Annotated in this window: 13 protein-coding genes and 1 pseudogene; 5 read left to right on the top strand and 9 right to left on the bottom strand. The window is 58.9% G+C overall.

Annotated features, from left to right (window positions below; genetic code table 11):
- Positions 1–80: 80 nt before the first annotated feature.
- Complete coding sequence (locus HKK53_RS19110; RefSeq protein WP_169372113.1) at positions 81–1,622, top strand: phosphoenolpyruvate carboxykinase; 1,542 nt, start codon at positions 81–83, stop codon at positions 1,620–1,622.
- Positions 1,623–1,681: 59 nt separating this feature from the next.
- On the opposite strand, the pseudogene HKK53_RS19105 reads toward HKK53_RS19110, so the two are convergent.
- The 6 genes and pseudogenes from HKK53_RS19105 to HKK53_RS19075 all read right to left on the bottom strand — a co-directional run bounded on the left by HKK53_RS19105 (position 1,682) and on the right by HKK53_RS19075 (position 6,095).
- Positions 1,682–2,536: pseudogene (locus HKK53_RS19105) on the bottom strand (EamA family transporter).
- Positions 2,537–2,679: 143 nt separating this feature from the next.
- Complete coding sequence (locus HKK53_RS19100) at positions 2,680–3,168, bottom strand: helix-turn-helix domain-containing protein (protein ID WP_169372112.1); 489 nt, start codon at positions 3,166–3,168, stop codon at positions 2,680–2,682.
- Between the two features lie 82 nt (positions 3,169–3,250).
- Positions 3,251–3,604 (bottom strand): DUF1493 family protein, encoded by a 354-nt coding sequence (locus tag HKK53_RS19095; protein ID WP_169374265.1) that lies wholly within the window; start codon positions 3,602–3,604, stop codon positions 3,251–3,253.
- A gap of 310 nt (positions 3,605–3,914) precedes the next feature.
- On the bottom strand, positions 3,915–4,214 hold the full coding sequence (locus HKK53_RS19085) for a hypothetical protein (protein ID WP_169372111.1): 300 nt from the start codon (positions 4,212–4,214) through the stop codon (positions 3,915–3,917).
- Between the two features lie 382 nt (positions 4,215–4,596).
- Positions 4,597–5,727 carry a hypothetical protein gene (locus tag HKK53_RS19080; protein WP_169372110.1) on the bottom strand — a complete coding sequence of 377 codons (1,131 nt, stop codon included), beginning with the start codon at positions 5,725–5,727 and terminating at the stop codon, positions 4,597–4,599.
- 86 nt (positions 5,728–5,813) lie between these two features.
- Positions 5,814–6,095, bottom strand: coding sequence for a hypothetical protein (locus tag HKK53_RS19075; protein ID WP_169372109.1), 282 nt, complete (start codon positions 6,093–6,095; stop codon positions 5,814–5,816).
- Between the two features lie 297 nt (positions 6,096–6,392).
- Between HKK53_RS19075 and HKK53_RS19070 the strand changes: the two genes are divergently transcribed.
- The 4 genes from HKK53_RS19070 to HKK53_RS19055 all read left to right on the top strand — a co-directional run bounded on the left by HKK53_RS19070 (position 6,393) and on the right by HKK53_RS19055 (position 11,287).
- Positions 6,393–6,896 carry a polysaccharide deacetylase gene (locus HKK53_RS19070; protein WP_169372108.1) on the top strand — a complete coding sequence of 168 codons (504 nt, stop codon included), beginning with the start codon at positions 6,393–6,395 and terminating at the stop codon, positions 6,894–6,896.
- A 430-nt stretch (positions 6,897–7,326) separates the two neighbouring features.
- Complete coding sequence (locus HKK53_RS19065) at positions 7,327–9,255, top strand: RecQ family ATP-dependent DNA helicase (RefSeq protein ID WP_169372107.1); 1,929 nt, start codon at positions 7,327–7,329, stop codon at positions 9,253–9,255.
- Between the two features lie 253 nt (positions 9,256–9,508).
- On the top strand, positions 9,509–10,735 hold the full coding sequence (locus HKK53_RS19060) for a 3-hydroxyacyl-CoA dehydrogenase (protein ID WP_169372106.1): 1,227 nt from the start codon (positions 9,509–9,511) through the stop codon (positions 10,733–10,735).
- 132 nt (positions 10,736–10,867) lie between these two features.
- Positions 10,868–11,287: an acyl-CoA thioesterase gene (locus tag HKK53_RS19055; protein WP_169372105.1), complete on the top strand. Its 420-nt coding sequence runs from the start codon at positions 10,868–10,870 to the stop codon at positions 11,285–11,287.
- A gap of 68 nt (positions 11,288–11,355) precedes the next feature.
- Here HKK53_RS19055 and HKK53_RS19050 read toward each other — a convergent pair whose 3' ends face one another.
- From HKK53_RS19050 to fdhD, 3 genes are all read right to left on the bottom strand, one after another.
- The gene (locus HKK53_RS19050; RefSeq protein ID WP_169372104.1) at positions 11,356–11,841 is read right to left on the bottom strand and encodes a glycine zipper domain-containing protein; all 486 of its coding nucleotides are present in this window, start codon (positions 11,839–11,841) and stop codon (positions 11,356–11,358) included.
- 245 nt (positions 11,842–12,086) lie between these two features.
- On the bottom strand, positions 12,087–14,435 hold the full coding sequence (locus tag HKK53_RS19045) for an FdhF/YdeP family oxidoreductase (protein WP_169372103.1): 2,349 nt from the start codon (positions 14,433–14,435) through the stop codon (positions 12,087–12,089).
- A complete protein-coding gene (fdhD, locus tag HKK53_RS19040; protein ID WP_169372102.1) occupies positions 14,432–15,271 on the bottom strand; it encodes a formate dehydrogenase accessory sulfurtransferase FdhD in 840 nt (279 codons plus the stop codon). Before fdhD ends, HKK53_RS19045 begins: the two co-directional genes overlap by 4 nt.
- Between the last annotated feature and the right edge of the window lie 18 nt (positions 15,272–15,289).

Below are 15,289 nucleotides of genomic sequence, written 5' to 3'. Positions count from 1 at the left end.
TTTTTGTCGCGGTAGTAGTGCACGACTTTCTACTACAAAACGTTTGGAGCACACTCGGCCACTGGCCGACGGGGAATCTCATGACGCAAGCCAATAACGCCGTGTACACCGATCTGAGTGTTGATGATCTGGTAAAAGAAGCCTTGAATCGCGGTGAAGGCGAGCTTGCCGATACCGGCGCGCTGGTTGTTCGCACCGGTCACCGCACCGGCCGTTCGCCAGTCGATCGGTTCATCGTAGAAGAGCCTTCCACTCAGGCAGCCATTGCCTGGGGCCCGATCAACCGCAAGTTCCCGGCCGACAAGTTCGATGCCCTGTGGGCTCGCGTCGAGGCGTTTAACAACGCGCAAGAGCATTTCGTTTCCCACGTGCATGTAGGTGCGTCTGAAGACCACTACCTGGCTGTGAAGATGACCACCCAGACTGCCTGGCAAAACCTGTTCGGTCGTTGCCTGTTCATCAACCCGGAAAAGTACAACCCGGCTGGCCGTGATGAATGGCAAGTGCTCAACGTCGCCAACTTCGAATGCGTGCCTGAGCGTGACGGCACCAACTCCGACGGTTGCGTGATCCTCAACTTCGCACAGAAAAAAGTGCTGATCGCCGGCATGCGTTACGCCGGTGAAATGAAAAAAGCCATGTTCTCCGTGCAGAACTTCTTGCTGCCGGCCTCCGACGTGCTGCCAATGCACTGCGCCGCCAACATCGGCGAAGCAGGCGACGTGACCCTGTTCTTCGGTCTGTCCGGCACCGGTAAAACCACCCTGTCCGCCGACGAAAGCCGTTACCTGATCGGCGACGACGAACACGGCTGGGGCGAAGGCGTTGTCTTCAACATCGAAGGCGGCTGCTACGCCAAGTGCATCGACCTGTCCGAGAAGAACGAGCCGGTCATCTGGAAAGCCATCAAGCACGGTGCTGTACTGGAAAACGTCGTCATCGACGACGCCAAGCACGCCGACTACGCCGATGTCAGCCTGACCCAGAACAGCCGCGCCGCCTACCCGCTGGAACACGTTGCCAAGCGTTCCGAGCACAACCTCGGTGGCGAGCCAAACGCTGTAATCTTCCTGACCTGCGACCTGACCGGCGTCCTGCCACCAGTGTCCATCCTCAGCGAAGAACAAGCGGCCTACCACTTCCTGTCCGGCTACACCGCACTGGTGGGCTCGACCGAAATGGGCTCCGGCAGCGGCATCAAGTCGACGTTCTCCACCTGCTTCGGCGCACCGTTCTTCCCGCGTCCGGCTGGCGAATACGCAGAACTGCTGATCAAACGCATCCGCGGCTTCGGCTCCAAGGTCTACCTGGTTAACACCGGCTGGACCGGCGGCGGATACGGCGTTGGCAAACGCTTCAACATCCCGACCACCCGTGGCGTGATTGCAGCGATCCAGAGCGGCGCGTTGATCGGTGTTGAAACCGAGCACCTGGACACCATCAACCTGGACGTGCCGTTGGCAGTGCCGGGCGTTGAGACTGGCTTGTTGAACCCGCGTAATACCTGGGCTGACAAGGCTGCTTACGATGAAGCGGCTAAGGCGTTGGCTGGGTTGTTTGTAGAGAACTTCAAGAAGTTTGAAGTGAGTGATGCGATTAAGGCTGCTGGGCCTAAGTTGTAAGGTTTGGTCTGAAGCAATAAAAGAGCCGCCCTTCGGGGCGGCTTTTTTGTGGGCGCTGTTCAGGTTTTCAGGTGCAGAACAAACGCACCGACCAAGACCAAAACAACACCGAGCACTTGTATCTTGGCCAACCGCTCCTTGAAAAACACATAACCTAAAATCGCCGCAATCCCACCCGACAATGTGCTGATCACGGTCACTACCGATACGGATCCGGCCACCGCACCCTAAGCGAATGACGAAAAACCACCCAGATTCATCAGGCTCGCACCCGTCAGCGTCATGCAGTTTTTCAGGGGCGGGATTTTCAAGCCGTCCTTTATTTTGATGACCATGAGCACCAGCACGATCAGCCCAACAAGATAGGCGAGCCACAGCATTGTCACGGGCCCGAGAACAGGTAGGACGAAATGGCCTTGCAGCCAAAAACTGGTGCCGTAGAACACGGCAGCCAACAACGCATAGGTAATCGAACTGCTGGCTTGTGTGGTGTGTGGAATCTTCGAATCAGAGTGAATGCTGGAGAGGATGACCCCGAGCACGCACAAGGCGATGCACAGCAACTGGATCAGGTTGATCTGTTCGCCTCCGGCCCAGGACAGCAACGTCGTCACCACACCGTAGGACGTCACCAGCGGCGCGACAATAGAGGCTTTGCCAAGGGCGAAGGCTTTGGACAAGGCCAGGGCGCCGGACACGGTCAGGATGGCGGCGCCGATGCCAATCAACCAGACAGTGAGTGGTGCAGCCATGGATTTGAAGATGAAGCTGGGAACGGCGATCAGCAGCAGGCTCATGATCGTGAAGCCCAGCGCCTGCCCGAAATACACGGCGCGTTTGACGCCGACTGCGCGGGCATTCAAGCCCACCAGAAAATCCGTACCGCCCCAGAGCAGGGCGGCGAGTAAGCCCATCAGTACGTCCACGCTATGTCCTTATAGGTGTGTTTGGGGAGCACATCGTAACCTTTGGGTCGGAAGTATCGATAGCCGGTGAAATCGAGGGGATCGATTTCTCAGTATCAAAGCCTCGCTCGCGCCCCAATCTACATGCCTCGCTATGTGTTGGATTCAGGTTTCTTTTTTTTTGTAAATAAAGCGGAGAAAGCGTGGGTATTCAGTGGGAAGTCATCCGGGTCAAACCCGATGTAATCCGACTCACGAATAACATGACCTATCTGAGAGCCGGATGGTTTGCTTACCTTGGCGGCAATGTCGTTTTGTTCACGCTTGGCTTTTTTTAACTTTGGCCTAGAGGCTCGAGTTAACTGAGCGTCTTGCAATCGACGTCCCATCTCGTCGGATTCGGCAATCTTGTTCAGGTCTTGCTCCAGACTCAATACCTGCATAACCGACAGATACGCCCCCATCGTCACTCCAGCGCCACCAGACTCCAGTGAACGCAAGGTCATGACAGACATGCCCGCCCGCTCTGCCACCATTTTGGCGGTAAGCCTTCGACGTAAACGAGCCAGTTTCAGGCGTTCGCCGAACTCGGTAAGCAGTCGTTTGGTACGAGGAAGCAGTGGCGCTGTTTTTCTAGCCATGCGGCTAATATTCCTTCACTTCTGAGGTGATAGCGCCAGAATAATTGCAGTTATGCGGGCCTGTTGAGTCGCAACACCTGCTTTATTGGCCTTCTATTTCCTGTGTATCCCAGCGTTGCGATTTGACTGCTTGGTAAAGCATGCCGATGGTCAGCGGGACTTTGTCGCCGCGCCCCTTGGCTCTGCGCTTGAGATGCACATCGAATCCTTCCGGCTGGAAGTAGCGATAAGCGTCGTAGTCGATGAAGTCGATCCCGAACTGTTCTTCCAGCGCTTCCATCAGGTTTTGCGCGTCAGCGCCGTCGCAGCCGAGGTCGAAGTTGATCGAGGTGGCGAGGCTGATGGTTTTGCGTTCGGGCAGGCCGAGTTCTTCGTGCAATAACTGCATGAGCAGGTGCATGGCATGGTCGTCGGGGAAGTTGGGGGCGAGGTTCATGGTGCGTCTTCCGTCAGGGGCATTTCGATGAGTTGGATTAAGCCTGATTTCGCGGCGTGTCGGATGTTGATCCGTGCTGTGAACATGGTGTTTGCGGGAAGGTTGGCGCTCGCCGCGTAGGACTTCGTTCATCTGTTGCACACTTTCCATTAGCTCATCAAAAAACATGCTCATGGTTATCCTCAGATGTTGATCGTTCCCACGCTCCGCGTGGGAATGCAGCCCGGGACGCTCTGCGTCCCAAGAGCCGAACGCGGAGCGTCCGTTGAGGCATTCCCACGCGGAGCGTGGGAACGATCTTCGCTGGGTGTCAGGTGGGTGCTTTCCAGCCCATCATGCGTTGTTGGGCGACTTTGAGTAGGTCGCAGCCGTCTTGGCTGAGCAGGTAGAGCGCGTGGGTGATGTGGGGGATGTCTTCGACGTCGCCGTGTTTGAAGCAGGTGCAGTGCAGGGTTTTTAGGAGGTCGCTGGAGGCTCGGATTCGCTGTAGGGCGGCTTCGAGGATGTCCTGGGGATTGGCCTCTGTGTCGATGATCAGGGGCGGGGAATCGGTGAGGTTGGTTTGGAGTGGGAGGTAACGATTGTCTGTGAACGGAGTCCAGCTATTCATGATGTGTAATCTCGAAATGCGTCAGAAGTTACCGCCGCCATCGTGACCAAGCGATGGGAGGCGACTGTGTTCGGGTTGGTCAACCGGTGAGATCACACGCTTACCCGGCACGCCCGAAGACGTCCCAAACACAGCCGCCATTAAGCGTGCTGACGCAAAAGCGCCGGCAGCATACAACGGGTTGCGTGCGTAGATCTAATACGGGTGACCAAGCCCGAATCGCTGATTTGGCAGCGACAGTCACGACTATAGAGATGGGCTGCGGGGCCGCGATAGAAGACAAGGAGTCTTCGCGTGTAGGAACGGGACGAAGCTTTGATAGGCCGTTCCTACCGTTTCGCCGACCTTTTAAACACGTCGTGTTTTTTTACTGCCAGACGCATCAACGAATATCCTGATACGACCCCTTATCCATCTTCAAACCCGCCGCCAACCCCGCCGCCGGAGCATAACCCGTGCCTTTCACCGCCGAGAAATTAACCCCTTTGCTCCCCAGCGAAACATAGCGCTCGCCCTTATCCAGATCGGTGAAGTACGTGTACGAGCACTTCTGCATCGCCACGTATTTCGCTTCGGCGCTGGCCATGGTGTTGTGCATGTTCTCCAGGTCCGCCTGAGTCAGGTTGAGGGTTTTGTTCAGCGGGACGCCCCAGCGCTTGAGGCAGACTTCGGCGAAGTGGCGGACGATCAGGCTCGGTTCGGCCAGGACTTTCGGGCCACTGACGCCGTCGGCGGAGGCGTTGCCGACCAAGGTGCCGTGGCGGCCGGGCATCGGGTAGATGTGGGTTTTGGTCAGGGCGGAGGTTTCCGGAATGACGCAGCAGAAGCCTTTCGAGCGTTCGTCGCGGGCGTAGAAGGCCACGTACTCTTTGACGTTCTTGTTCAGTTTGACTTTGTCATCCTGGAAGTTGGAAATACCCGGCACAGGATCAATGGCAAAGATATTGACTGGAATGTCTCGCAGTTGAATATCGTTGTACAGTGCGTTGGCCATCATGTGGCAACTAATGCCGCCGCGACTCCAGCCGACCAAGTTAATCTGAGTTGGAATAACGCCGTCCTTGCGGAATTTTTGAATAATTACTTCCTGTAGTGCCTGTTGACTAACGGTTCGGTCGCCGTAGTCATATTTTCGCCACATCCACGAACCCTCGATACTGACGTCTTCGATGGGGATCCCGGCTGCTTTCAATCGGTTGTATTCCGCTTCCGTCAGTTTTACCCGCTGCCAGTCACACTTGCCTTTGACAATGTTGATGGCGTGTTTGACGTTCTCTTCCCAGCCCTTGCCGAACAGGGTGCCGCTGAGGCCGTAGTCCTTGGATTGGGTGAACAGTTCGTCGGCTTGCAGGTTGCTGGTGCCTGGGCCGTCGACCACGATCCACTCGGCAAACTCGCGACCGGCATGATGGGAGGCCAGTGTGGAAACCAGTTCACCGTTCCAGTAAGCAGCGTTTGTGTTGTCGAATTTAGTCGAGCCGGTACCGCAAAAGAAAATAGTTAATGTCGTCATTGTTAAACTCTTGGTTAGTTAAAAGAGTCTGCAGACTAAGTTCGGCTGGATAAATAATAAAGCGGTGAGTTGTTGCGGACTTTGTATTAAGGTTTGATTCTTGTTTTTGCAACTTCCAGAAGTTGGTGTCCGTCTTGGGTTAATAAGTAAAGTGCATTAATGATGTGTGGAATGTCCTTGATGTCCGCTTCATTAAAACTCTGGCAATAAAGTGTCTCAAGCAAGTTGCTGGCGGCGCGGATGCGTTGGCGGGCGGCGTCGAGGATTTCGTGCGGGTCGGCCTCGGTATCGATGACCAGGACGGGAGTGTCGCTGTAGCTGGACTTGAGCGGGCGATAGCGGTCGGATTGCGATTGGAGCGTGTTCATCAAGGTTTGTCCTGTGCGAAATCACGGCCGGCCGAGACACTGTTTCAGCCGCGCCAAAGACTATAAAAGGGCACTACACGGCGGGGCAATAGGGCTGCGATGGACAGGATTCGTAGGGGGTTTACCCGTGTTTTAGGACTTGGCCTACGCGTTTACCGAGGTTTTTCAGGGCGAAACCCTTACGAGTAAAATTTCCCACGGGTTTGTCAGGCATTGCGCGGCAAACCTCTGTATGGTGCGCGCCAGAATCTGTAGGGCGTTTCCAAACGTCTGACTCACGCTTAAAGGGAATTAGGTATGCAATGGCTACGTATGGCCTCGATTGTGTTGTTGTGGGCCGGTGTTTGTCGTGTGGTGGGCGCCACTGACGCGGGCGGTTCGATGGTGCAGGCCAATATGGACCGCACCGGTTGGCCGGATGCCCTCACCACCCAGGCCGAAGTCGATACCGCGTCCCGCGCCGAAGTGCTGATGATCGGCAAGGCGTTGCTGGACAGCGAAGCGCTGGACGAACCCGGTCTGAAACAACGTCTGGGCGTGCAGGTGGTGAAGCTCAAGTCTGTGCGACAAGTGCGTGACGGCTTGTGGGATCGCTTGCTCACCACCTACCGCAATGCCAGCCAGAACTGTGATGGCGAACCCTTCTGCCCGCGTGCACGCAGCGTCGCTGATTTGCGCCAATTGGCGGCGGCGTTCACTGGCGAAATCAGCCCGGCTTTTGCGGCATGGGCGAGCAAGAGCCGGGTGTTTCATGAACAGGCGTTGAATGAGCAACTGCGGGTGGCGGTGTTGGTGCCGTAGCCGCTTGGCCCGCCGTCGTCAGGATGTTCGCCAGGCCTGCTGGGCTGAACACTCCAGGGTGTCGCAGGTAGCAAGCAATGGAGGTTCTCCGGGAAACCCATCGCAGCCGCTCAGCAGCAGGGAAGTCAGAAGCAGGGCGAATGCATAAATCGGTTGTTGGCGCATGGTCGTTCCTTGTTCAAATGCCGCGCTCATCAGGCGTCCTGCCGTGATGTGAAGTGCGCGGACGGTGGTTGTGCGCCGAAGACCTTACCGTCCGATTGAGCTGAATCGCCAGGCACAAAGTGTTTCGTTTGTTTCAACCTGTGGCAAAGGTGCCTTGGGCGAAGGCTGTATCATCCCGTATCGTTTTGGTCCCCGACCTTTTCTCGACTCGCTGCAATCGCCGGCTAGGCTTTTGGCATCGCAGCAGTCAACGGAGTGACAGCTTATGCACAACACCCTGGAACAGGTTTTCGGTTATCCACAGTTTCGGCCCGGCCAGGAGGCAGCGGTCAGCGCGGTGTTGGCCGGGCGCTCGGCGGCGGCGATTTTCCCCACCGGGTCGGGCAAGTCCCTGTGTTATCAATTGCCGGCGCTGTTGCTGCCGCACCTGACATTGGTGGTGTCGCCACTGCTGGCGCTGATGCAGGATCAGTTGGCGTTCCTGCAACGCCACGGCATCTCGGCGGGCAGTATCGATTCGGCCCAGAGCCGCGACGACGCCAGTGATGTGATGGCCCGGGCCAAGTCGGGCGAGCTGAAGATTCTGATGATTTCCGTGGAGCGCCTGAAGAACGAGCGCTTCCGTAATTTCCTGCAGCAAGTGCCGATCTCGCTGCTGGTGGTGGACGAGGCGCACTGCATCTCGGAATGGGGCCACAACTTCCGCCCCGACTACCTCAAGCTCCCGGACTATCAGCGTCAGTTCAACATTCCCCAGGCCTTGCTGCTGACCGCCACCGCGACGCCGAAGGTGATCGCGGACATGGAGGCGAAATTCGCCATCGCGCCCGAAGACGTGGTGACCACTGGTTTCTATCGCCCTAACCTCAATCTGTTGGTGGAACCGGTGCGCGGCCAGGACAAGCGCCGACGCCTCGTCGAGTGGATGAGCCAGCGTCCCGGCCAGCCGAGCATCGTCTACGTCACCCTGCAGAAAACCGCCGAGCACATTGCCGAGCATCTGGGCCGCAACGGCATTCAAGCCGAGGCCTATCACGCCGGTTTGCCCCACGAGCAACGGGAAGGCATCCAGAAGCGCTTCATGGGCGGCCAGTCCAATTGCATTGTCGCCACCATTGCGTTCGGCATGGGCATCGACAAGAGCGATATCCGCAACGTCGTGCATTTCGACCTGCCCAAATCCATCGAAAACTACAGCCAGGAAATCGGTCGCGCCGGGCGTGACGGGCAGCCCTCCGACTGCCTGGTATTGGCCAACCGCGACAGCCTCAACGTGCTGGAAAACTTCGTCTACGGCGATACGCCGGAGCTGGATGGCATTCGCTGCGTCCTCGATGAGTTGCAAGCCGCCGCGCCCGAAGGGCAGTGGGAGTTTTTGCTGGGGCCGTTGGCGGATCAGAGCAACATTCGCCAGTTGCCGCTAAAGACCTTGCTGGTGCAATTGGAGCTGCGCGGAATCATCGCCCCGCGTTACGCCTATTACGCGGAATACCGTTTCAAATATTTGCAGGAACCGGAGGCTTTGCTCGCTCGTTTCGAGGGTGAGCGCAAGGATTTCGTCGCGGCGATTATCCAGACCTCTGCGCGCGCGCGGACTTGGGCGACGGTGAATTTTGATGCGCTGTACGAGCAGCATTCGGCCGAGCGTAATCGGGTGGTCAAGGCGCTGGATTATTTCCAGGAGAAGGGTTGGGTCGAGCTGGAAAGCAAGCAGATGACCGAGGTCTACAGCCTGCTGCAAACCGGTTTTGATGCCCAGGCGCTGAGCGAAGAATTGCACGCCTATTTCACCCGCCACGAACAAACCGAGATCGCACGGATCCACGCGATGCTCGATCTGTTCGCTACCGATCACTGCCTGGGCTATCGCCTGGCTGAATACTTCGGCGACGAAAACGCGCCGCGCCAGTGCGGGCATTGTTCGGTGTGCCACGGGGATGTGGCGCGGCTGCCAGCACCGCCGGAATTACCGGCGCTTGTGGATAAAAACTTTGATGCCCTGTGCGGCGACTTTATCCACAGGCATGAGCAGCACACCGGGTATTTTCCGTCGGCGGAGCGGGTGACGCGGTTTTTGTGCGGGATCAGTGTGCCGCTGTTTACCAAACTCAAGGCACGGACGATCCCGGGGTCGGGTGCGCTGGAGGATTATCCTTACGCCGAAGTGCGGGAGTGGGCGCAGGCGCACCTCTGACGGCTGAGTTCCGACCGATCGTTCCCACGCTCCGCGTGGTAACGCCTCAACGGACGCTCCGCGTTCGGTTTTGGAGGGGACGCGGAGCGTCCCGGGTTGCATTCCCACGCAGAGCCTGGGAACGATCAACAGAGGGCGGTGGTGCGAGCTTATCCATCCGCTGAATGTTGCTCATCACACGAATAAATTTCAAAAACGTGCGATGGCTGACTATGGTGAAAGCTGTCTTTGGATCGCCAACAAGAGAACAACAATGAGCCAGACGCCGTTCAATATTCAGCGCGCCGCCGTGATCGGTGCGGGCACCATGGGCCGTGGCATTGTCATGTGCCTGGCCAACGCCGGGGTGCCGGTGCAGTGGGTCGATAACAATCCGCAGATGCTTGAACAGGCGCTGGCTGCCGTCGCGGACACCTATGCCCACAATGTGCGCCAGGGGCGGATCGATCAGGCTGAAGCCGATGCGCGCATCGCGCGAGTGACCAGCGCGGCGGATTACGCGGCGATTCGCGATGTTGATCTGGTGATTGAAGCGGTGTACGAAAACCTCGAGCTGAAGCAGAAGATCTTCCGCGAGCTCGACGGTTTGCTCAAACCGGAAGCGATTCTGGCCAGCAACACCTCGGCGCTGGACATCGACGCGATTGCCGCCGCCACGCGCCGGCCGCAACAAGTGCTGGGCCTGCACTTCTTCAGCCCGGCGCACATCATGAAACTGCTGGAAATCGTTCGCGGCGCGCAAACCGCTCCGGCGGTGCTTGAGGCTGCGCTCGATCTGGGCAAGCGCATGGGCAAGGTCAGTGTAGTGTCGGGCAACTGCCATGGTTTTATCGGCAATCGCATGCTGCATACCTACGTGCTCGAGGCGCGCAAGATGCTGCTTGAAGGCGCTTTCCCCTATCAGGTGGACGCGGCGCTGCAAGGCTTCGGTTTCGCCATGGGGCCGTTTCGCATGTACGACGTGGTCGGCATCGATCTGGAATGGCGTGCCCGCGAATTGGCCGGTAAAGGTCAGGATGCGCCGGAGGTGCAGGTCGACAATCGGCTCTGCGAGTTAGGACGTTTCGGCCAAAAAAGCGGCGACGGTTATTACCACTACGAGCCCGGCAGTCGGCAGGCTGAGCACGATGAGAGTGTCGATGCGCTGGTGCTGGAGGTCAGCGAGGGTTTGGGCTTCCAGCGGCGTGAGATCGGGCCTGAGGAGGTGCTGGAACGCTGCTTGCTGGCACTGGTCAACGAAGGGGCGAAGATCCTGGAGGAAGGCATTGCCGGATCGGCCCATGACATCGATCTGGTTTACCTTTACGGCTACGGCTTCCCGGCGGACAAGGGCGGGCCGATGGCTTGGGCGGATCAGCAGGGCTTGGCCGATATTCATCAGCGGTTATTGACGCTGGAGACCCGACAGGGTGATCAGTGGAAGCCGGCGCGGTTGATTGGCGAGTTGGCGGCGGTGGGTAAGGGGTTTGCTGACCGGTAGACTCCGCCTGTTTGATCGTTCCCATGCTCCGCGTGGGAACGCCTCCATGGACGCTCTGCGTCCGCTGTTGGGACGCGGAGCGTCCCGGGCTGCATTCCCACGCAGAGCGTGGGAACGATCTTCGAGAAACCCATGAACCAACGCACCGACTACCCGCACTTCCAGCCGATCACCACCCGCTGGCACGACAACGACGCCTACGGCCACGTCAACAACGTCACCTACTACAGCTTTTTCGACACCGCCGTGAACACCTACCTGATCGAAGTCGGCGGGCTGGATATCCATGACGGCGAAGTGGTGGGTTTTGTCGTGAGTTCGGCGTGCGATTACTTTGCGTCCATCGCGTTCCCGGATCGGATCGAGATCGGCCTGCGGGTCGGCAAGTTGGGCAACAGCTCGGTGCAATACGAACTCGCCGTGTTCAAGCAAGGGGAAGATGAAGCCTGTGCCGCCGGGCGTTTTGTGCATGTGTTTGTGGATCGGGCGTCGAATCTGCCGGTGGCGATTCCAGCCGGGTTGCGCGGGGCACTGGAGCGGTTGGTGGTTTGACGGGCAAAAAAAATCGCAGCCCTGGGGCTGCGATTTTTGATCTATCTACCTGCGAAGCCGTTCAGGCCTCAGCGATGACGATAGTATTTGTGATGCTTGCGGTGGCCATAGGCATGACCGCGACCGCGGTGATCATCACGGTAGTAACGACGGTCATCACGACCGCGATAAGAGCGACGATCGTCATCCTCATCGCTCTTGTTGCCCATGTAGTTACCCAACGCGCCACCCGCGCCGCCGCCGGCTGCGGAGCCGATCAGGCTGCCGGTGCTACCGCCCACGCTGCGGCCGACCACGTTACCGCCGGCTGCGCCCAACGCACCGCCAATGGCGGCTTCGCCACGGCTGCGTTTGTCTGCGCCGACGGCACTACCACCCGCGCCGCCCAGGGCCGCGCCGATGGTGGAACCTGTATTGCCGCCTAGTGACTGACCGACGACCGAGCCCAGAACCCCGCCCAATGCGCCGCCCACACCTGCTTCGGTGGTGCCTCCGGCAGAAGCGAAGCCACTGGCCAGGCTAAGGGACAACAAGAGAATCGAGGAGAACTTCATAGAGGAACCTCAAGGGGATGACGGCGCGATCCTGAGGCTGTGTCCTGATTGTGACAATCAAAATCCGACGAGTAACACGACTTGTACACAATTCTATAAGTTACTGTTTTTTGGGCGGAACTTAAGGCTTTTTCGCCGGTCTTTAGCTACTTCGGATAGGCCGTTTCTTTGCAGAAACGGCCTTTTTTGTGGGCGATTGGAAAGTATTTCCAGCGATCGTTCCCACGCGCGTGGGAACGATCAGGTCAGGCCGACTTCGCGAAAATCAACCCTGTCTCACTCGCCATCTCCAAGCGGATCGCCACAAACTTCGACGTCGGCGTGTGGCTGCCATCCCCGGTGCTTTCCAGCGGCACCAAGGGATTCACTTCCGGGTAATACGCCGCCGCCTGCCCCGCAGGAATATCAAACGCCAGCAGCGTGAAGCCTTTCACCCGACGCTCACGGCCATCGTCCCAGATCGACACGATGTCAGCCTTCTGCCCCGGCTTGAAGCCCAGGCGAATGATGTCCGCTTCGTTCACGAACAACACATCCCGCTGACCCTTCACCCCGCGATAACGGTCATCAAGACCATAAATCGTGGTGTTGTACTGATCGTGGGAGCGCAACGATTGCATGATCAGGTCCGGCAACACACCCGTGGCACGCGCGCGTTCGTGCACCAGGTCTTTGGGCAAGGCGTTCGCACGGAAATTGGCCCGGCCCGACGGCGTGTTCCACTTGCGCGCGCCGGCACTGTTGCCAAGGTAGAAACCCCCCGGATGTTTCACCCGCTCGTTGAAGTCGCGGAATCCCGGAATGGTGTCGGCGATCAGGTCGCGGATGCGGTCGTAGTCGGCCACCAGCCAGTTCCAGTCCACCGGTTTGCTGCCCAGGGTCGCGGCGGCAATGCCGGCGATGATCGCCGGCTCCGAACGCATCTGGTTCGACAGCGCCTGCAACTGGCCGTTGGAGGCGTGGACCATGCTGAACGAGTCTTCCACGGTGACGGCTTGCGGGCCTTCGGTCTGGATATCGATGTCGGTGCGGCCCAGGCACGGCAGGATCAGCGCTTCTTTACCGTGGGCCAGGTGACTGCGGTTGAGCTTGGTGCTGATTTGAACCGTCAGGTCGCAATTGCTCAGGGCCTGGAAGGTGCGCGGGCTGTCCGGGGTGGCTTGGGCGAAGTTGCCGCCCAGGCCGATGAAGACTTTGGCGCGACCGTCGGCCATGGCGTGAATCGCCTCGACCACGTTGTGGCCGTTGTCGCGCGGCACCTTGAACTGGAAACGGCGTTCCAGGGAGTCGAGGAACGCCACGGGCGGACGTTCGTTGATACCCATGGTCCGGTCGCCCTGCACGTTACTGTGGCCACGCACCGGGCACAGACCGGCGCCCGGCCGGCCGATGTTGCCGCGCAGCAGCATCAGGTTGGCGATTTCCTGGATGGTCGCCACCGAATGACGGTGCTGGGTAATGCCCATCGCCCAGCACATGATGACGTTCTTGCCCTTGGCGTACATGCGCGCCGCTTGTTCGATTTCCAGCAGGGGCAGGCCGGACTGCTTGACGATCTGCTCCCATGGCGTGTCGTCGACGATGCCCAGGTATTCCAGTACGTTGACGCTATGTTCATTGAGGAAGTCGTGGTCGAACACCGCAGGCTCACCGGCCTTCTGCGCATCGCGCTCCCATTGCAGCAGGAACTTGGCCATGCCGCGCATGATCGCCATGTCGCCGCCCAATGCCGGACGGAAGTAGGCAGTGTTGGTCGGCTTGTCGCCGTTGGTCAGCATTTCGATCGGGTGCTGTGGGTGCTGGAAGCGTTCCAGGCCACGTTCTTTCAGCGGGTTGATGCACACCACTTGAGCGCCGCGCTTTACCGCTTCGCGCAGGGGTTCGAGCATCCGCGGGTGGTTGGTGCCAGGGTTCTGGCCCCAGACAAAAATCGCATCGGCGTGTTCGAAATCATCGAAAGTCACGGTGCCTTTGCCAACGCCAACACTCTGTGCCAGCGCCACGCCACTGGCTTCGTGGCACATGTTCGAGCAGTCGGGGAAGTTGTTGGTGCCGAAAGAACGCACGAACAATTGATAGAGGTACGCCGCTTCGTTGCTGGCCCGGCCCGAGGTGTAGAACTCGGCCTGGTTCGGGCTCGACAGGCCCTGCAGATGCTTGGCGATCAAGGCGAACGCGGCTTCCCAACTGATCGGCTTGTAGCGATCGGTTTCAGCGTCGTAGCTCATTGGCTCGGTCAAGCGGCCCTGGTACTCGAGCCAATAATCACTTTGCTCCAGCAGCGAGCTTACGCTGTGCTTGGCGAAGAACGCGCCATCGACACGTCGTTTGGTCGCTTCCCAGTTCACCGCTTTGGCGCCGTTCTCGCAGAACGCCACCATGCCGGCTTCATTGGAGTCGCCCCAGGCGCAACCGGGGCAGTCAAAGCCGCCGTTCTTGTTGGTCTTGAGCATCATGCGCAGGTTTTTCAGCGCGTTGTCGCTGGTCAACCAGGCCCGGGCCACGCTGGCCAGCGCGCCCCAACCACCGGCCGGACCCTTGTAAGGCTTGTAACGCGGAACGGGTTTCTGGTCGGCTTGATTGTGTTGACTCACGCTTGATTCTCCAACGCAGGGCTGTAGACCCGCGGCGCACTTTTTTGCGGCAGGTGGATGAGGTTGAGGTTGTGACGACGGGCCCATTGCACGGCAAGGCCGGTGGGCGACGACAGGCTGACCAGGGTTTGAATCCCTGCGCGCAGCACTTTCTGGATCAATTCGAGGCTGCAACGGCTGGTGACAATCGCCAGGCCGCCGGTGGTCGGGATGTTTTGCCGGATCAAGCCGCCGATCAGCTTGTCGAGGGCGTTGTGCCGGCCGATGTCTTCGCGACCCATCAACAACTCGCCCTGGCCGTTCATGAACACCGCTGCATGCACCGCGCCGCAATGCTGGCCCAACGGCTGAAATGCGCCGATGCGTTGGCGCAAACCGTCGAGCCATTCGGCCGGCGGCAACGGGGCGCCGGGCAGCACTTTGAGGTCGGGCAACGCCTGCTCCACCGCTTCCACGCCGCAGAGCCCGCAACCGCTGGTGCCGGCCAGTTGCCGACGTTGCTGCTTGAGGTTCCAGAAGGCGCGGTTGGCGATGGTCACTTGCGCGTATTGCGCCGACCCCGAGCCGCTGAGTTGCAGGTCATAAATGTCGGTGGCGTCTTCGATGATGCCGCTACCGAGGCTGAAGCCGACGATGAAGTCTTCCAGGTCTGTGGGGGTAATCAGCATCACAGCCTGGCTGATGCCGTTATAGGCGATCGCCAACGCGACCTCCTCGGCCAGCGCGGTGCTGTCCGATTCACTACATGGAAGATCGCTGTAACTGTAAGTCTGGCTTGCGGCTGGCGCGGGCGTTTCAAGTGCGGGCGCCGCGCTTGCAGGGCGCTTGGCGTTCATGGCATCACCGACGGTTTA

This window comes from Pseudomonas sp. ADAK7 (assembly GCF_012935675.1).
Lineage (GTDB): Bacteria > Pseudomonadota > Gammaproteobacteria > Pseudomonadales > Pseudomonadaceae > Aquipseudomonas.
Note: the sequence above shows the minus strand (reverse complement) of the source record. Positions and strands in the feature narration are given on the sequence as shown.